The sequence below is a fragment of the Streptomyces sp. A1277 genome (assembly GCF_004795015.1).
Lineage (GTDB): Bacteria > Actinomycetota > Actinomycetes > Streptomycetales > Streptomycetaceae > Streptomyces.
Genome location: NZ_SSBI01000027.1, coordinates 26,913 through 44,543, shown reverse-complemented (window position 1 = coordinate 44,543; position 17,631 = coordinate 26,913). Strand labels below are relative to the sequence as shown.

General features: G+C 72.8%; 13 protein-coding genes. 6 read left to right on the top strand and 7 right to left on the bottom strand.

Going from position 1 to position 17,631, the window contains the following annotated elements:
* Positions 1-197 precede the first annotated feature (197 nt).
* The 3 genes from E6R18_RS19315 to E6R18_RS19305 are packed head-to-tail and all read left to right on the top strand — an operon-like array spanning position 198 to position 4,422.
* Entirely contained in the window at positions 198-1,460 is a 1,263-nt protein-coding gene (locus tag E6R18_RS19315; RefSeq protein ID WP_136318145.1) for a glycosyltransferase, read from the top strand.
* The gene (locus tag E6R18_RS19310; protein WP_136318144.1) at positions 1,457-3,187 is read left to right on the top strand and encodes a lipopolysaccharide biosynthesis protein; all 1,731 of its coding nucleotides are present in this window, start codon (positions 1,457-1,459) and stop codon (positions 3,185-3,187) included. Before E6R18_RS19315 ends, E6R18_RS19310 begins: the two co-directional genes overlap by 4 nt.
* On the top strand, positions 3,184-4,422 hold the full coding sequence (locus E6R18_RS19305) for a hypothetical protein (RefSeq protein WP_136318143.1): 1,239 nt from the start codon (positions 3,184-3,186) through the stop codon (positions 4,420-4,422). Before E6R18_RS19310 ends, E6R18_RS19305 begins: the two co-directional genes overlap by 4 nt.
* Here the strand turns inward: E6R18_RS19305 and E6R18_RS19300 are convergent.
* The gene (locus tag E6R18_RS19300) at positions 4,397-5,902 is read right to left on the bottom strand and encodes a hypothetical protein (protein WP_206308321.1); all 1,506 of its coding nucleotides are present in this window, start codon (positions 5,900-5,902) and stop codon (positions 4,397-4,399) included. The genes E6R18_RS19305 and E6R18_RS19300 overlap by 26 nt on opposite strands.
* 116 nt (positions 5,903-6,018) lie before the next feature.
* On the opposite strand from E6R18_RS19300, the gene E6R18_RS19295 reads away from it, so the two are divergent.
* Positions 6,019-7,212, top strand: coding sequence for a glycosyltransferase (locus E6R18_RS19295; protein WP_136318142.1), 1,194 nt, complete (start codon positions 6,019-6,021; stop codon positions 7,210-7,212).
* Here E6R18_RS19295 and E6R18_RS19290 read toward each other — a convergent pair.
* From E6R18_RS19290 to gmd, 4 genes are all read right to left on the bottom strand, one after another.
* The gene (locus tag E6R18_RS19290) at positions 7,184-8,011 is read right to left on the bottom strand and encodes a glycosyltransferase family 2 protein (RefSeq protein WP_136318141.1); all 828 of its coding nucleotides are present in this window, start codon (positions 8,009-8,011) and stop codon (positions 7,184-7,186) included. The two genes, E6R18_RS19295 and E6R18_RS19290, sit on opposite strands and share 29 nt — an antisense overlap.
* Positions 8,008-8,724: a hypothetical protein gene (locus tag E6R18_RS19285; protein WP_136318140.1), complete on the bottom strand. Its 717-nt coding sequence runs from the start codon at positions 8,722-8,724 to the stop codon at positions 8,008-8,010. The genes E6R18_RS19290 and E6R18_RS19285 overlap by 4 nt, the downstream gene beginning before the upstream one ends.
* Positions 8,721-10,973, bottom strand: coding sequence for a LamG domain-containing protein (locus tag E6R18_RS19280; RefSeq protein ID WP_136318139.1), 2,253 nt, complete (start codon positions 10,971-10,973; stop codon positions 8,721-8,723). Before E6R18_RS19280 ends, E6R18_RS19285 begins: the two co-directional genes overlap by 4 nt.
* A 217-nt stretch (positions 10,974-11,190) precedes the next feature.
* Positions 11,191-12,204, bottom strand: a complete 1,014-nt coding sequence (gene gmd / locus E6R18_RS19275; protein ID WP_136318138.1) for a GDP-mannose 4,6-dehydratase — start codon at positions 12,202-12,204, stop codon at positions 11,191-11,193.
* 115 nt (positions 12,205-12,319) lie between these two features.
* Between gmd and E6R18_RS19270 the strand changes: the two genes are divergently transcribed.
* A complete protein-coding gene (locus tag E6R18_RS19270; protein ID WP_136318137.1) occupies positions 12,320-13,297 on the top strand; it encodes a GDP-L-fucose synthase in 978 nt (325 codons plus the stop codon).
* An 87-nt stretch (positions 13,298-13,384) separates the two neighbouring features.
* On the opposite strand, the gene E6R18_RS19265 is transcribed toward E6R18_RS19270, so the two are convergent.
* Positions 13,385-14,884: a sugar transferase gene (locus E6R18_RS19265; RefSeq protein ID WP_136318136.1), complete on the bottom strand. Its 1,500-nt coding sequence runs from the start codon at positions 14,882-14,884 to the stop codon at positions 13,385-13,387.
* 425 nt (positions 14,885-15,309) lie between these two features.
* On the opposite strand from E6R18_RS19265, the gene E6R18_RS19260 reads away from it, so the two are divergent.
* Positions 15,310-16,569, top strand: coding sequence for an FAD-binding protein (locus tag E6R18_RS19260; RefSeq protein ID WP_136318135.1), 1,260 nt, complete (start codon positions 15,310-15,312; stop codon positions 16,567-16,569).
* A 7-nt stretch (positions 16,570-16,576) separates the two neighbouring features.
* Here the strand turns inward: E6R18_RS19260 and E6R18_RS19255 are convergent, their stop codons facing one another.
* Positions 16,577-17,572 (bottom strand): MASE1 domain-containing protein, encoded by a 996-nt coding sequence (locus tag E6R18_RS19255; protein ID WP_136318134.1) that lies wholly within the window; start codon positions 17,570-17,572, stop codon positions 16,577-16,579.
* Positions 17,573-17,631 lie beyond the last annotated feature (59 nt).

The following is a 17,631-nucleotide window of genomic DNA, read 5'->3' as shown; positions in this document are numbered from 1 at the left end:
CGGTGGACGTGATGTCCGCCGCCCACCGGAAGGCTTCCGGACATGGCATCCGGTCCGGTGGGATTTCGGTATCGGTGTTGATGGTGCAACGACCTTACTGTGAAGACCACTTGCTCATCTCGTGAACGGATAAGCTCGCTTTTGGGGCTGTTCCTCGGTGGAACACCGGTGGCTCCGGGGGGAAGGGCGATCGTCCGATGGCAGACGAAGAGCACGGCAGACCGCTGGAGCACCGCCGCCTGCTGGTGGTCTCCACCAACTACGCGCCGGAGCTGACCGGCATCGGTCCGTACGCCGCCCAGCTCGCCGAGCACTGGGCCGCTTCGGGTGCCGACACCCATGTGCTGACGGGCATGCCGCACTACCCGTCCTGGCGGACCGAGGAGCCCTACCGGGGGGTGTGGCGGACCGAGGAGCACCGCGCCGGCGTCACGGTCCACCGGCGGCGCCACTACGTGCCGCCCCGGCAGAGCGCGTTACGCAGGGCCGCGTTCGAGGCGAGCGTCCTCGCGCACGGCCTCCTCGCACCGCCCGGGGTGCGGCCCGACGCGGTGATCTCCCAGATGCCCAGCCTCGCCGGCGGTGTCATCGGCGCCCGGCTCGCCCGCCGCCACCGGGTGCCCTACCTCCCCGTCGTCCAGGACCTGATGGGCGCGGCCGCCGCCCAGAGCGGCATCCGGGGCGGCGACCGGGCGGCGGCCCTCGCCTCCCGGGCCGAGCGGTACGCACTGGGCGCCGCCACCCTCGTCGGCGTCATCCACGAGAGCTTCGTCCCGCGCGTCACCGCCTACGGGGTCGACCCCGGACGCATCCGCCTCGTGCCCAACTGGAGCCATGTGCGGGCGCCCTCGGCCGACCGGGCGGCGACCAGGGCCCGGCTCGGCTGGTGCGAGAGCACACCGGTCGTCCTGCACTCCGGCAACATGGGCCTCAAACAGGGCCTGGAGGTCCTGGTCGACGCGGCCCGGCTCGCCCCGGAGATCCGCTTCGTCCTGATGGGCGACGGCAATCAGCGCGACGCCCTGTGGGCCCGGGCGGCCGGGCTGCCCAACCTCGACTTCCTGCCACCGGCCGACACCGAGGAGTTCACCGACGTCCTGGCCGCCGCCGACGTCCTCGCCGTCACCCAGCGCGCCTCGGTGCTCGACATGAGCGTGCCCTCCAAGCTGACCTCCTACTTCGTCTCGGGACGCCCCGTCGTCGCCTCCGTGGCCGAGGAGGGCGGCACCGCCCAGGAGGTGCGCCGCTCCGGGGCCGGACTCCTCGTCGCCCCCGAGGACCCGGCGGCGGTGCTCGGCGCCGTCCGCAAGCTCGTCGAGTCACCCGCCGAGGCCGGTGAACTCGGCGCGCGCGGGCCGCGGTACGTGGCCCGCCACCTCGGCCGGGAGGCCGCGCTCGCCCGCTTCGACGCCCTGCTCACCGAGGCCCTTCAGGACGACCGAGGGAGACCACGCCCGTGACCCATCCGATCCGCGCGCTGGACGACCAGGACGAGCCCGCGCTGCTCCGGGACCAGTTCCGCCAGCTCCTGCGCTACCGGACCCTCCTCGTCATCGGTGTGCTCGTGGGCCTCCTCGGCAGCGGCTGGCTCGCCCTGAGCGGCGAGGACACCTACGCCGCGACCGGCGAGGTGTCCGTGCGCTCCGCCACCTCCGACCCGTTCGCCGCCGGCGCCTCCGCCGACAAGGGCATCAACATCGGCTCCGAACGCCAGACCGCCGTCAGCGACGCCGTCGGCACGGTGGCGGCCGGCACCCTCACCAAGCAGGGCGACACCGTGGAGGTCGGCAGACTGCTCTCCGGGCTCCAGGTCACCAACCCGCCCAACACCCTCGTCCTCAAGTTCTCCTACACCGGCCGCACCCCCGAACAGGCCAGGGCCCGGGCCCAGGCCCTCGCCGAGGCATACCTGGAGATACGCAGGGAGCGCACCGAGGACAGCATCGACAACATGATCGACGGCTACCGCGCCCAGCTGGGGCCGCTCACCGAACAGCGCGACCGGCTCGCCGAGCAGGAGACCGGCACCGGGGGCGACGACGTCACCAGCGCACGGGCCAACCTCATCGTCGCCATCTCCGCGCTCAACCAGAAGATCTCCGAACTGCGCGCCCTGGACACCACACCCGGCTACCTCAACAAGAAGCCCGTCGCCCCGCAGCACCCCACCGGGGCGGGGCTGCCCCTGCTGCTCGGCCTCGGCGGCGTCGTCGGACTCGCCCTCGGCCTGCTGATGTCATGGGTGCGGCTCGTTTTCGACCCGGCCGTCCGCTCCACCAGGGAACTCGTCCGCTCACTCGGCGCCCCGCTGCTCGGCACCCTGCCCCGGGAGCGCGCGGCGGCCCGCACCCTGCTCGCGATCGGACGCCCCGGCAGCAGGCTCGCCGAGGAGTACCGGGCGGTCGCCTTCCGCCTCGCGTACGACCCCTCCTTCGCCGAACGCCGCCGCCTCCTGGTCACCGCCCCCCGGGGCGACAACGACACCGCGAAGGCGGCCGCCGTCAACCTGGCCGCCGCCTTCGCCGAGATGGGCCGGGACGTCCTGCTGGTCGAGGCCGATCTGCGCACCCCGTCCCTGGCCGGCGACCTCGGCGCCGCCCCCGGCCGGGGGCCCCACTGGGCGACCGGCCACGAGGACCGGAACTGGCCCTCCGACAGCCGCGGCAACGTGGACGTGCCCGGCTCGGGCGCCTTCACCCTGGTCGCCGGCCGCCGCACCGACAACGTGCCGCGTGCCCTGACCTCCGAGCCCGTCACCCGCATCCTCGCCGAGGGCGGCCGGCCCGGGGCGGTCGTCATCGTGCTCGCCCCGCCTGTCCTCTCGTACGCCGACGCCGTCGCGCTCATCGACCGGGTCGAAGGCGTCGTGGTCGTCTGCCAGCCGCGCGAGGTGCACCGCAGCGACCTGGAACGCATCCGCGAGATCATCGGCGCGGCCGGCGGCTCGGTGCTCGGCACCCTGCTCCACCCCGGATACGGCCGGCCGGCGCGGCGGGCCCGCCGCAAGGCCGCCGCACGCCGGGCCCGGCAGCCGGCCGGGCCGGACCGCACCGACCGGGGCCGCTACGGCGGGCCCGACCCGTCGGGCCGCACCGGCGACCCCGCCGAGACACTGGGTCTGCGCACCGTGGACGGCGGCCCCGGACGCGGCGGCAGCGGTCGCAACAGCGCCGCGGGACGCAGATGAGAGCCCGCACCGCGATCGTCTGCTCGATCGCGGACCAGGGGGTGGCGGCCCTCACCAACATCCTGGTCCTCGTGGTCGCCGCCCGGCTCTCCACCGTCGCCGGCTTCGCCCGTTTCTCCGCCGTCTATCTCGTCTTCACCGTGCTGCTCGGCGTGTCCGGCGCCTACACGGGCCAGCCGCTCGTCCTGCGCCGGGGTGACGGCGAGGACACCCGCGGCGCCTGCCGGTCCGCCGCCTGCTTCACCCTGCTCGCCGCCTCCCTGCTCGGCGGCCTCCTCGCCGCCGTCTGCGCGCTGCCGCCCGGCGCCACCGCACAGGCCCTGATGACGCTGGGGCTCGTGCTGCCCGTCGTCCTCGGACAGGACACCACCCGCTACGCCTTCGCCACCCTGCACGCCCAGCACCTGGCGCTCGCCGCCGACACCCTCCGGCTCGTCTGCGTCATCGGCGCGCTGGCCGTGCAGCCGCACGGGGCGCCGGCCGCCCGGCTGATCGCCGTCTGGGGGCTCTCCGCCCTGCCCGCGCTGCTGCTGTCGGCGACCGCACTGCACCGCAGGACCGCAGGCTGCCCGGTGACCCTGCGTCCGCTGCTGGGCAAGGGGCACCTCGGCCGGCGGTTCGTCGTCGAGTTCGGCGTGGGCAACGCCACCTCACAGCTGTCCGTGCTCGGCCTCGGAGCGGTCGGCAACCCCCTCGTCGTCGGCGCCCTGCGCGGCGCCACCACCCTCTTCGGCCCGCTCAACGTGCTGTTCACCTCCGCCACCGGGTTCGGCCCCCCGCTCCTGGGACGGCTCGCCACCGACCGGCTCAGGGTGCGCGCCACCGCCGCGCTGGCCGCCGTCCTGGCCCTGACCGCGGCCGGCTGGGCCACCGTCCTGGCCCTGCTGCCCGGCTCCGCCGGCCGCCACCTGCTGGGCGCCACCTGGCCCACCGCGGCGGCGCTGCTCCCGGCCACCGGCAGCCAGTACGCGGCGATGGCCGTCGGCACCTGCGGGCTCCTCGCCCTCCGGCTCCTCGACCCGCGCACCACGCTCTCCATCCAGGTGGTCTTCTCGCTCGCCGCGGTCGCCTTCCTCACCGGGGGCTACCTGCTCGGCGGGGTGATGGGCGCGGCCTGGGGCCTGTGCCTGGGGTCCGTCTGCAAGGCCGTCGCCACCTGGACCCGGGTGGCCCGGCTGACCCGCGACGGCGGGCGGGCCGAGGCCCCCGTCAGTGCGGACGCCGCCCGGACCTGAAACTCGTGACCAGCGCCAGGCACAGGGCCGCGATGGCCGGCTTCCCGGCCGCCTGCAGCAACGGGCCGCGCAGCAGGATGAAGGCGTACCCGGCGATCAACGGCGCCGCGACCGCCAGCACACTGCCCGCCCCCGGCCCGTCCCGCGAGACCGCGCGCGCGTAACGGCGGTCGGTGCGCGCGGCCCCGTACCCCGTCAGCGCCAGACCACCGATCACACCGGCCGCCCCGAAGTCCACCCAGAGCTCCGTCCACAGCGGCGCGGAGAGGTTGGTCATGTTCATCCCCATCCACTGCCCGACGCGCACCCCGGTGTCCTCCGGCTTCCCGCTCCACGCCGTCCGGGGCACGAAGAAGAAGGCAGAACCGGCGAGTTGCCGGCCGTAGGTGTGCCCGCGGGTGCCGACCCAGGAGATGGTGTTGGCGAACATGACCGTCTGGTCGTAGTCCTTGGTGGCCAGCGGCTCGAACACCGATGACGACTGGACCGGCCGGTACCCGTCGTCGTCGTAGCGGAACCGGTCCGCGTACGGGAACAGCACCAGCGCGCCGATCACCCCCAGCGCCAGCACCGAGCGGTACATCGCCGCACTGGCCGGGAACGCCGTGAACAGCAGCGAGACCAGCACCGTCAGGAACCAGTAACGGGCGTTGGAGACCGGATTGTTCACGACCAGGTTGACCAGCGCCAGCGCGCACCAGACCAGTACGGTGGACGGCGAGCGCCGCGCCCGGCGCGAAGTCACCAGACGGCGGGTGTAGAACAGCAGGGCCAGCAGCGCCGGCACCGTGCCGAAGCCCTTCAGGAACGCCGAGCCCACATTGGACTCGCCCGACGCCACCCCGCTCTCGGCGACCGAGGCGCTGATCTCCTGCCTGCTGGAGAAGAAGACCGCGGGCCCGCCGAGCTTCAGCACGTAGTACCCGCTCGCCGCCAACGCGACCAGCACCAGCAGCCGCAGCCGCATCGGATGCGCGGTGGCACCACCGCCACCGCCGCGCACGGCCCGCCGGCGCAGCGGGCGCCGGGACGCCAGCAGCGCCCCCAGGTCGAAGGCGGCACACCCCACGAGCACCAGCGCGACCGCCGTCACCAGGTCGGCGCGCGGGCCGACCAACGGCGTCGGCGTCTGACCGATCACCGCCTGTGCGAACGGCGCCACCCCCATCGCGATGTACACGAACATCCAGAAGACGCCCTGGAGCAGCCGCCGGCGGGTGGACAGGATCATCGTCGCGAGCCGGGCCCCGGAATAGCAGGTCAGAACGAGTTGCAGCCAGTACGCGGTGTCCCGGACCCCGGTACCGGGCTGGGCGGCGATCAGCGCCGGCAGGAAGCACACCAGGCCCAGGATCAGCGGCACGGCCAGCGCCCGCGAGAGCATCGCCCAGGACAGCGGCGCGGCGGGCGGCTCGACGGGAGGACGCGGACCGCCCTCCCGTACCGAAGCGGCCGGCGACCCCTCGTGCACGGACGCCATGGGTTCCCCGTTCGTCGAGCAGCTGTGTCGCCGGTCAACACCTTAACGAATCACCACACTTGAGAAGACGTGACGACTAGTCTGTGCGGGGCCGGACGAGGGCGAGGGGGACCCTGGTGAAGATCCTGCACATCGTCACGCTGCACACTCCGGACCACGCCTTCGGCGGTCCGACCCGGGTGGCCCTGAACCTCTCCAAGGTCCAGCGCGCCCAGGGCGACGACGCCCGGATCATGGCCCTGGGCGACGGCTTCGACGGCCCGCTGCCCGACGAGGTGGAGGGGGTGCCCGTCCACCTCTTCCAAGCCCGCCACCTGCTGCCGGTGTTCGAGGTCAGCGGCATCACCTCCGGCGCCCTGCTGAGGGCCGCGCGCCGCATGATGCGCGGCGCCGACCTCGTCCACGTCCACCTGATGCGCGACCTGGTGACCCTGCCCGCCGCCCTGCTCGCCCTGGCCACCGGCACACCACTCGTCGTGCAGACCCACGGCATGGTGGACCCCACCGGGAAACGGGTCGCCCAGCTGACCGACCTGCTGGGCGTGCGCAGGGTCCTGCGTGGCGCCGACGCGGTGCTCCACCTCACCGAGGCCGAGCGGATCGACGTCAACGCCGTCGCCGCCCCCGTGGCGCTCACCCGGACCGTGCGCCTGGTCAACGGGGTGCGCCCGCAGGAGTTCAAGCCCGCCCGCGAGCCCGGGCGCCCGCCGACCGTGCTGTTCCTCGCCCGCATCCAGGAGCGCAAGCGCCCCCAGGACTTCGTCGCGGCGATGCCCACCGTCCTCGCCGAGCACCCGGACGCCCGCTTCGTCCTGGCCGGCCCCGACACCGGCGCCCTGCCCGGCACGCTCGAACTGGCCCGCGAGCTCGGCGTCCTGGGCTCGCTGGACCACGTCGGGCCGCTCGGCCACGAAGAGGTGCTGGCGGCGGGGCGCCGGGCCGATGTGTACGTCCTGCCGTCGATCGAGGAACCCCTCGGCGTCTCCGTACTCGAAGCGATGTCCGTCGGCACCCCGGCGGTCATCACCCGCACCTGCGGCCTCGGCCCCGACGTGGCACGGGCCGGGGCCGGCCGGGTGATCGACAGCAGGGCAGGCGAGGACGAGGCCAACGCACGGAAGGTCGCGCGGGCGATCCTGGAGCTGCTGGAGCCCGAGGCCAACGCGAAGGCGGGGCAGGCCGCCTGGGACCTGGTCAACGAGCACTTCACCATCGAGGTGGTGACGCGGACCCTCCGGCGGACCTACGAGGACGTGGTCCGCCGGAGAGCGGCCCGCCGCGTCAAGCAGACGGTCTCTCGCGCGACTTGAGCGCGATCTGCCACCGGTAGAAGCTCATCGCCAGGGCGAAGTCGAAGCCCGCCCGCCCGTCGAGGAACCCCCGCCGGTACACGTACATGTACATGAACGACACCAGCGGTTTGAACGGCGCCTTGTGGAACAGCTGCCCCTGCCGGGACTTGGCCCGGCGCACCTGCTCCTTGACCTCCGGATGATGTTCCAGCCACGCCTCCCAGTCCGAGTACCGGTTGTGCCGCTCGAACCAGGCGGTCACCGGGTCCAGGTCCTGGTGCTCGATCGGGTGGCGCAGGGCCGCCGTGCTCTGCGCGACCGGCTGGTAGTGCCCCTCCACCTCGCCGATCCCGGGCGCGTCCAGGTCGCCGACCTCGGGGTAGTGGCTGCGGGTGCGGTCGGTCAGGGAGCGTTTGCGGATGGTGTAGCCGTGCCGCAGCCGCCTCCCCGAGAACCAGTACCCGAGCGGGATGTCGTACGCCGCGGGCTTCGGCGTGCCCGGGTCGGCGAAGATCTCCCGCAGTTCGGCCAGCAGCCCGGGGCTGAGCCGTTCGTCCCCGTCGAGCAGCAGGATCCAGTCCAGGTCCGTGCGGACATGGTCCAGGCACCACTGCTTCTTCCGGGGATGGCCGCCGTCCCAGGTGTAGAGGACGACCTCGGCGCCGCACTCCGCGGCGATCTTCGCCGTGTCGTCGCTGCTGTGCGAGTCGACGACGACGACCGCCTCGAAGTGGTCGATGACCGACCGCACCGCCTCCGCGATGTTGAGCCCCTCGTTCTTGGTGGGGATGGCCACGGCTATCGGGAGTCTGTTCATCCGTTGTCCCCTTCGGGCAGCCAGGCGTAGCAGCCTGTGGAGGTGAAGGCGAGGGCCGCCTTCGGGACGGTGATCGTGGTCCGCTTCCCGTCGGCGGAGGAGCCGGACACCAGGACGTTGCCCCCGGGCCCGGTGACCTCCCAGGTGCACCTCGCGGTGGGGGAGACGTCGCGGTAGCGGCCGGGCCGCAGCTCCTCGCCCCGGTGGACGCCGTCGGCGTACCCGTGCGAGGCCCGCTCCACCAGCTCCCGGTGCCGGGTGCACAGGTGTGCGGCGGCGGACTCCGCGTCGGAGACCTCACCCGCCACGACGGCGCCGGCCGCGAGGTCCCGGTCCACCTTGACCAGGTAGGTCAGCCGGTCGCAGGACTCCTGCCCGCTCTGCAGCACCGCCGCCGGGTCCATGCCCACGGGCACCCGGCCGGTCAGATACTCCTTCTGCTTCTTGGTGAACGTGCCGGTGGCAGGCGTCAGCCGGTCGCTGGGGATCTTGGGCGGCTCGCTGCTGCGGGAGGCTCGTGGCCCGGCCGGTGCGGAGTCCTGTGACCCCGCCCCGGAACCGGTCACGGGCTCGGACGGGGCCGCGGGGCCGGAGGCGGCGGCCGGACCGGGGCCCGCCGCCTCGTCCCCGCCCCCGCCGCCGGACGAGCCGCAGGCGGCCAGCGCCGCCGTCGTGACCACGACGACGGCGCCGGCCAGGAACGGGTTTCTCATCCGCCCGTCCTCAGCGCGTAGTGGGCACTGACCTGGGCAGCGGTCAGCGCGGCCGGGTACACGGCGGTCTCGTCGATCTGGCCGGCGAAGAAGTTGCTCGTCGGACGGTTCGGCCAGGTCGCGAGGTTGTCCCCACCCACCCGCCAGTAGCCGGTGTAGCTCTCGTTCGTGGTGTACTGCGTGTTCGAGGCGCGGAGCTGTCCGTCCACGTACAGGGCCATGCCGCCGGAACCCTGGGTGGCGACCACATGGTGCCAGGCACCGTCGTTGTAGGCCCCGGTCGTGCTGACGGTCTGGCCGCCGCCGCCACCCTTGTGGGTGCCGAAGGCCAGACGCCCGTTGTTGAGCATGTACACATGCTTGTCGTACTTGCCGCTCAGTTCCATGGTGTTGGTCCCGAAGCCGATGATCTTCCCGCCCCGGGTCGTCGTCGTCTTGATCCAGGTCTCCACGGAGAACTTCGTGGTCTGGGACCGGCTCCGGTTGCTGTACGCGTACTGGGTGGTCCCGTTGAACCCGATGGCGGTCGAGGGCCCGGACACCGCAGCCGGGGTCTGCCGGTAGGAGGGCGTGTTGCGCAGGAAGCCGTTGTCGAGCCCCGCCCCCGTGTCGGCGGCGAAGGTGGACGTGCCCTCGTCGTAGCGCCAGTACAGGGTCGCTCCGTCGGAGAGCACCCTGGCCGGATAGCTCTCGGCCTTGGCCGTCACCGTCGCGCTCACGGCGGGCGACTTGGCGCTGGTGTTGGTGCCGTCGCTCGCGGTGATCCGGTAGGTGTGCGTCTCGCCCGGTGCGACGGCGGTGTCCGTCCACCGCAGCTGCGGACGGTCCCAGAACACCGAGTAGCCCGTCGTGGTGTGGACGGGAGTGCTCGCCCCGTCCTTGTAGATCCGGTACGTGAGCTCCCCGTCATCCGTGTCGAAGCTCGTCTGCCAGTTCACGTCCACCTTGTCCGGGGCGACCGTGGAGACGCTGACGTTGGGCACCCAGGGCGCCCCGGTGTCCGGGCCGTCGGCGAACCGGGTCAGCGCCTGCTGCGCCTTGCTGTTGACGGTCGTGAACTCGCCGCCCACCCACAGGTAGCGGTGGCCGCTCTTGTCCGTCTGCGCCATCACGCGCGGACCGACCGGCTCCCCGATCCCGTCGTTGGTGTCGGGGAACCACGGCAGCAGCTTCGGGTCGTCCACCGACTGGGCCAGCAGGTGCTTGCGCGGCTGGTCGGGGAATTCGCCCATGGACGCACAGTCGTGGGCGTGACTGCCGCTGTACAGCACCCCGTTGTGTACGAGCAGGGCCTGCGTCGCGCCCAGGCAGGTGTCGCGCCACACCTGGTTGAAGGTGGTGAGGTCGAGCGCGATCCGGCCGTCGAACACCCCGCCGCCCGTGCCCTCGTTGGCGGTGTAGAACTGCTTGGCGTCGCTGGTGAGGTCCTGCACGGTGGAGGTGTTCGGGATGAAGCCCGGATAGCTCCTGGTCAGCGCGCCGGTGGTCGCGTCCACCACGGCGAGCGCGTGCGAGGTGGTCTTGTTCACGGTGAAGAAGTCCCCGCCGATCACCACGTGCCGCCCGTCCGGTGTGACCTCCACGGCCCGGCCGACCTCGTCGGTGTTCGCCGTCCACGGCTTCAGCGCGGCACCGGTCGTGACGGCGGCGAACTTGTTGCGGGTCTGCCCCGCGACGGTGTTGAAGTCACCCCCCAGATACACCGTGTCGTCGGTGACCGCGAGCGCCCGTACGGTGGCCGAGACGGCGACCTTGAAGTTCTGGCGCGGGGTGCAGGTGGCGGTGTCGATGGCCGCGATATTGCTGACCCCGACGCCGTTCACCGACCCGAACCGGCCGCCCGCGTACAGGGTTTCACCGTCCGGCGACAGGACGAGCGAGCGCACGGTCGCGGTCCCGGAGGAGAGCGTGAACGACAGGGAGCAGTCGGTGGGCGCCCCGGTCGCGGCGTCGAACGCGGCGAAGTTCACCGCGGGCCGCTCGGACGTGCCGGAGGCGGCGCCCGGCGGCCGTACGGTGGAGAAGGTGCCGCCCGTGTAGACCACACCGTCATCGGACGCGGCCATCGCCCAGACGATGCCGTTGGTCTGCCAGGTGGACAGGTCGTCCGCGGTGATCGAGATGGGCGCTGTGAGGGCGGCGGCGGGGGAATTGCCCGCGGCGGCGGCGCTCAGGGCCCCGGCGAGCAGGCAGAGCGCCGCACCCGCGGCCCGCACCCGGCCGCGTCGGCGCCCCGTGGGTGTGTTCATCATTCAGCTCCGAAGGTGAGAACGAGCTGCGGCCGGTGAGCCGCGGTTGCTGAGGAGACGGGGCCCAGGGGCCCGCCCCCTGCCGGCGCGTTCGGCCTCACCGCGTGTCCGGTGGGGCGCAGGAGCGCGCCGGAGTTCGTCGCCGGGCCCGTCGCGGGGGGCGACGGCCGGGCGCTGAGGGGGATCGGCGGCCTGGTATGCGTGCGTCCCGGGCACCTCACCGGTCCACCCGCACGGCGGCCCCGGCGAGCTGGTCGGCCAGCTGGCGGACATCGGCGTCGACCATGATCCGGGCCAGCTCCCGCGCCCGCACGGCCGGCTTCCAGCCCAGCAGCCGCCCGGCCTTGGAGGCGTCCCCGATCAGCGCGTCCACCTCGCTGGGGCGCTCGTACTTGGCGTCGTAGCGCACATGCTCGCGCCAGTCGAGGCCCGCGTGCTCGAAGGCGTACTCCAGGAACTGCCGGACGCTGACCCCCTCACCGGTGGCCACCACGTAGTCGTCCGGGGTGTCGCACTGGAGCATCCGCCACATCGCGTCCACGTACTCGGGGGCGTAACCCCAGTCGCGCACCGCGTCCAGGTTCCCCAGGTGCAGCCGGCTCTGCAGGCCCGCCTTGATCCGGGCCACCCCGCGGGTGATCTTCCGGGTCACGAAGGTCTCCCCGCGGCGCGGCGACTCGTGGTTGAACAGGATCCCGTTCACCGCGAACATCCCGTACGCCTCACGGTAGTTGACCGTCGCCCAGTACGAGTAGACCTTGGCGACGCTGTACGGGCTGCGCGGGTGGAACGGGGTCAGCTCGTTCTGCGGCGGCGGGCTGGCCCCGAACATCTCCGACGAGGACGCCTGGTAGACCCGGGTGTCGATGCCACTGGCCCGCACCGCCTCCAGGAGCCGGATCGTGCCGAGCCCGGTGACGTCGCCCGTGTAGAGCGGGGCGTCGAAGGAGACCCGGACGTGCGACTGGGCACCCAGGTTGTAGACCTCGTCGGGCCGGATGTCCCGCAGCAGGTTCACCAGCGCGACCCCGTCCGCGAGATCGGCGTGGTGCAGCACGAAGGACCGGTCCTCCTGCTCCGGGCCCTGGTAGATGTGGTCGATCCGCTCGGTGTTGAAGCTCGACGAGCGGCGGATCAGGCCGTGGACCGTGTATCCCTTCTGGAGCAGCAGCTCCGACAGGTACGAGCCGTCCTGTCCGGTCACCCCGGTGATGAGCGCGGTCTTCGCCACGTTTCCCCCTTCTTCCCCGGTCGCCCGAGGGCCAGTTGGTCACGAAATTTCAAGTTCTGAGCGATCTGCGGCAAAACGGCACCGCGTCCCCGGGCTGCTGGCAGAATCCGAGAACATGACGACTGATCTCCCCGGCCCTTCCCAGGAACCCGTCCCGTCCCTGTTACGCCCGGGCGCCCGCGTGTTCGTCGCCGGCCACCGCGGTCTGGTGGGGTCGGCGGTGACCCGCCGCCTCACCGCCGAAGGCCACGAGGTGATCACGTGCGGCCGTGACCGCCTCGATCTGCGGGACGCCGAGCGGACCGGCGCCTTTCTGCGCCGGATACGCCCGGACGCCGTCGTGCTGGCCGCCGCCCGGGTCGGCGGGATCATGGCCAACAGCACGTATCCCGTGCAGTTCATCGAGGACAACCTGCGCATCCAGCTGAGCGTGATCGCGGGCGCGCACGCGGCGGGCACCGAGCGGCTGCTCTTCCTCGGCTCCTCCTGCATCTACCCGAAGCTGGCCCCCCAGCCGATCCCCGAGAGCGCCCTGCTCACCGGCCCGTTGGAGCCGACCAACGAGGCGTACGCCCTCGCGAAGATCGCGGGCATCGTGCAGATCCAGTCCTACCGCCGCCAGTTCGGCGCCTCCTACATCAGCGCGATGCCGACCAATCTCTACGGCCCCGGCGACAACTTCGACCTGGAGACCTCGCACGTCCTGCCCGCCCTGATCCGCCGCTTCCACGAGGCCCGGCACATGGGTGCCCCGGCCGTCACGCTCTGGGGTTCGGGAAACCCCCGCCGCGAATTCCTGCACGTCGACGACCTGGCCGCCGCCTGCGTCCTGCTGCTGGAGCGCTACGACGAGGACGCACCCGTCAACGTCGGTTCCGGCGAGGACCTGACGATTCGCGAACTCGCCTCGCAGATCGCGGAGGTGACCTCGTATCAGGGCGAGGTCGTCTGGGACACGGCCAAGCCGGACGGAACCCCGCGCAAGCTCCTGGACGTGTCCCGGCTGACCGCCCTCGGCTTCAAGCAGCGGATCCCGCTGCGCGAGGGCATCGCGGGGACCTACTCCTGGTGGCTCCGGCAGCGGGGAGCGTAGCTCCGGCCGCCCGGCCGGGCGGCCCGCCGTCGTCCACGACGGGCGGGCCACCCGGCCCCTTCCCCTGACGCGCATCCGCCCCCGCTCTCAGTACGCCCCGCGGCCGTCGGTGACGGCGCGCAGCGTACGGGCCATGAGCCCCATGTCCGTGGCCACCGACCAGTTGTCGACGTACCAGAGGTCGAGCGAGACGGTCTCCTGCCACGAGAGGTCGGAGCGCCCGCTGACCTGCCACAGGCCGGTGAGCCCGGGCTTCACCGCGAGCCGTCTCAGCTCGCGCTCGTCGTAGCGGGACACCTCGTCCGGCAGCGGCGGACGCGGGCCGACCAGGGACATGTCACCCTTGAGGACGTTGATGAGCTGGGGCAGCTCGTCCAGGGACGAGCGGCGCAGCAGCCGGCCGAGGCGGGTGACCCGGGGATCGCGGCGCATCTTGAACATCGGGCCGTCGTTCTCGTTCACCGCCGCCAGTCGCGCCTTGCGCTGCTCGGCGTCCACCACCATCGTGCGGAACTTCCACATGGTGAACGGGCGGTTGTGCTGCCCCTGGCGGATCTGCCGGTGGAAGACCGGGCCCTTCGAGGTGACCCGGACCGCCGCAGCGACCAGCAGCAGCAGCGGAGCCAGGAAGATCAGACCGCACGCCGCGCCGGTCCGGTCCACCGCCGCCTTCAAGGCCGGCTGGAGCCCCCGGCGCAGCGGCGGCACGATGTGCAGCAGGGTCAGCCCGGCCGCCGAGGAGGGGCGGACCCGGTCCGCCGCCGTCTCCGAGAGGTGCGAGAGCACGGACAGCTCCAGCCCGCCGTCGTGCAGCCCCCAGGACAGTCTGCGTAATCGCTCCTCGGCGAACTGCGGGCCCGGGACCACCAGCGCGAGGTCCGCGTCGTGGGCGAAGGCCGCGCCCAGCACCGTGGAGGCGTCGTCGTCGGCGGGCGCCGGTGCGAGCCGCCCCGGCACCGGGGCCTCGCAGGTCAGCGCCGCCGTGCCCACCGGAAGGGCCGCCACGACGCGATAGCCGTGGTCCTCCCGGGAGGCGAGCACCCCCACCGCCCGGTCCACCCCCGCGGCCTCGCCCACCACCAGCACCCGGCGCACCGTCCTGTGCCGTCCCGACCTGATGAACCGGCGGGCCCAGGAGACGGCCGCCGCCGTCAGGAGTCCGGGAATCAGCGCCACGACGGCCGCCGCCGGGTCGATGGACGCATCGACGACGGTCCAGAGCACCGCCAGCAGGCCGATGAGCAGCAACCAGTCGCCGGGCGTGGTCAGCGCCCCAGTCGGACGGCCCGGGGACCGTAACGCGTACCGCCCCCGCCCGGCCCGTACCCCATACCACACCGCGGTGGCCGCGACCGCCCCGGCCAGGGCCCCGGGCTGCCCGCCGGCGCGCAGGACGAGCCAGCCGGGTAACCCCAGGCCCAGTAACTCGACGCAGACGACCAGGGGCAGCAGCCGGCCGGGACCGGTGCCGGGCGCCCGGGCGCCGCGTTCGCGCTGAACGGTCGGGACCTGCTGCGGCCGGTCGAAACCCTGGCCGCGCGGCAGGTCGGAAGCGGTCCGCGGACGTGGCGCCCCGGCCAGTCCCACGGACCTCGGTATATCGGATTCGGGTAGCTCGACATGCCCCATGAACCCCCCAGTCACAGTTGCACCGCCACAAACGGAACGCATCCGCCGATCCTGTGGACTGACGGATGCGCCCTCGCTCGGTGCACGATATCCACACACGGGGCATTTCGCTGGAGTTCCGGTGAAGTTCAGACAGTCGCGGTGATCCCGGACCTGTCCCGTTCCGTACCGGATCTCAGGTTCTGTGCGCACCTGTTGGTATGTGGGACGCGCCCCAATCGGCTGGTGTGCGGATATGTACCTCGGCATCGCAAACTACGGTACGTGGTTGTGCGGTTGCGGGCACGGTATACGGCCCGCTCGCCCGAGGGACGTGCCGTGCCGTCTGGGAGAATGCGGTGCCGGGAGAACGCGCCCGGCCACGAGTGGAAGAGGGACGCACGGTGACCCCCGCGGAGATGAACTGGGCCGGCAACATCACTTTCGGCGCGAGGCGGCTGTGCGTGCCTCGATCGGTCGCCGAACTGCGCGAGACGGTGGCCGCCTCCGAGGCGGTACGCGCCCTGGGCACCCGGCACTCCTTCAACACGGTCGCCGACACCTCTGGAGACCTGGTCTCGGTCGCCGGGCTCCCGCGCGTCGTGGACATCGACCCGGCGGCGCGGACGGCCACCGTGAGCGCGGGACTGCGCTTCGGCGAGTTCGCCGCAGCCCTGCACGAGCGCGGCCTCGCCCTGCACAACCTGGGCTCGCTGCCGCACATCTCGGCCGCCGGGGCCTGCGCCACCGGGACACACGGCTCGGGCGTGGACAACCGCTCGCTCGCCGGCTCCGTCCGAGCCCTGGACCTGGTGACGGCCGACGGCGGGACGCGGACCCTGCGCCGCGGGGACGCGGACTTCGACGGTGCGGTGGTGTCCCTGGGCGCGCTGGGCGTGGTGACCGCCCTGACGCTGGACCTGGTGCCCGCCTTCGACGTACAGCAGTGGGTGTACGAGGACCTGCCCGAGGCAACGCTGACCGCGGGCTTCGACGAGGTGCTGTCGGCCGCGTACAGCGTCAGCGTCTTCACCGACTGGAGCCCCGGACCGGTCGGTCAGGTGTGGCTCAAGCAGCGGGTGGGCGGCGAGGGGCCGCGGCGGATGCCGGCCGAGTGGCTCGGCGCCCGGCTCGCAGACGGTTCGCGGCACCCGATCCCCGGGGTCCCGGCCGGCAACTGCACGCGCCAGCAGGGCGTACCCGGCCCCTGGCACCGGCGGCTGCCGCACTTCCGGCTGGAGTTCACCCCGAGCAACGGCGACGAGCTCCAGTCGGAGTACTTCGTGGCCCGCCGGGACGCGGCCGCCGCGTACGAGGCCCTGGCCCGGCTGCGGGAGCGGATCTCCCCGGTGCTCCAGATCTCCGAGATCCGCAGCGTCGCCGCCGACGACCTGTGGCTGAGCCCCGCCTGCGGCCGGGACTCGGTGGCGTTCCACTTCACCTGGGTGCCCGACGCGGCGGCCGTCGCGCCGGTGCTCGCGGAGATCGAGGACGCCCTCGCGCCCTTCGGCGCCCGCCCCCACTGGGGCAAGGTCTTCAGCACGGCCCCCGAGGTGCTGCGCACGCTGTACGCGCGGTACGCGGACTTCGAGCGGCTGATGGCCCGCCACGACCCGTCCGGTACTTTCCGCAACGCCTTCCTGGACCGGCACTTCCCGGGCTGACCCGCGCTCAGCGGTGGTCGCGCTCGTCCTTCGCCCGGGACGGCCAGGCGGCCGCCGATCTGCCGGGCGCGAGGTGGTCCACCACTTCGGCCAGCTCCTCGCAGGCGCGCTCGATCCGGCGCCGGATGTTCTGCTGCTCGGCGACGATGGCGGCCAGCAGGAGTGCGGTGAGGGCCACGGCGCCGTTCAGGACGGTGAGGTTGATCATGACCTCCACGATGGTGTGGCCGGCGAACGGGCCGGCCCCGTCCGTCCCCGCCACGATCGCCAGGACGGACACCAGCAGGGCGCTGGGCGCGCTGCCCGCGAGCTGGAAGCGCAGGGCGGCCCAGACGAGGATCGGGAACACCAGGTAGAGCATCGACAGCGAGCTCTGGGTGGCCACCACCGACCCCACGACCGCGACGACCAGCAGCGCCCCGGCCTCCGTCCAGCGGTCCGAGAGGCGGGGCATCCGCACCCGGCGCAGCACCAGCAGCACGGGGGCGACCACGAGCACCCCCATGACATCGCCGGCCCACCAGGCGGCCCAGACCGACCAGAAGGCGCCGAGGGGCAGCTTGCCGTCCACGACGAGCATCGAGGTTCCCGCCGTCGCGCTGATCACCATGCCGGCCATCGCCCCGAGGAACACCAGGACCACACCGTCGCGCAGCCGGTCCAGCTCCTTGCGGAAGCCGGCCCTGCGCAGCAGCAGGTACGCGCACAGCGGCGCGAGGGTGTTGCCAGCCACCACCGCCACGGTGGACGCCGTCACCGCTCCGCCCAGCTGGGCGGTGACGAGCAGCGCCCCGAGTGCGATCCCGGGCCAGATGCGCGGCCCCAGGTAGAGCAGGCAGCTCAGGGAGATCCCGGTCGGCGGCCACAGCGGGGTGACCATCGCTCCGTGCACGGTAACCTGCCGGAGCAGGCCCACGCGGCCGGCTCCGTAGTAGACGGCCGCGACGGCCAGGACGCGCAGGGCCGCCACGGCGTACCGGCGGGTCTTCTCACTGCGGATCACGGTCCTCATCAGACACCGGCCCCGTGGCGGACGGCGGTGTGACACGCACGTGCGGCCGG

Coding starts and splice junctions, on each gene's coding strand:
- E6R18_RS19315 (WP_136318145.1), top strand. CDS start 198: ATGGCAGACGAAGAGCACGGCAGACCGCTGGAGCACCGCCGCCTGCTG.
- E6R18_RS19305 (WP_136318143.1), top strand. CDS start 3,184: ATGAGAGCCCGCACCGCGATCGTCTGCTCGATCGCGGACCAGGGGGTG.
- E6R18_RS19300 (WP_206308321.1), bottom strand. CDS start 5,902: ATGGCGTCCGTGCACGAGGGGTCGCCGGCCGCTTCGGTACGGGAGGGC.
- E6R18_RS19290 (WP_136318141.1), bottom strand. CDS start 8,011: ATGAACAGACTCCCGATAGCCGTGGCCATCCCCACCAAGAACGAGGGG.
- E6R18_RS19285 (WP_136318140.1), bottom strand. CDS start 8,724: ATGAGAAACCCGTTCCTGGCCGGCGCCGTCGTCGTGGTCACGACGGCG.
- E6R18_RS19280 (WP_136318139.1), bottom strand. CDS start 10,973: ATGAACACACCCACGGGGCGCCGACGCGGCCGGGTGCGGGCCGCGGGT.
- E6R18_RS19270 (WP_136318137.1), top strand. CDS start 12,320: ATGACGACTGATCTCCCCGGCCCTTCCCAGGAACCCGTCCCGTCCCTG.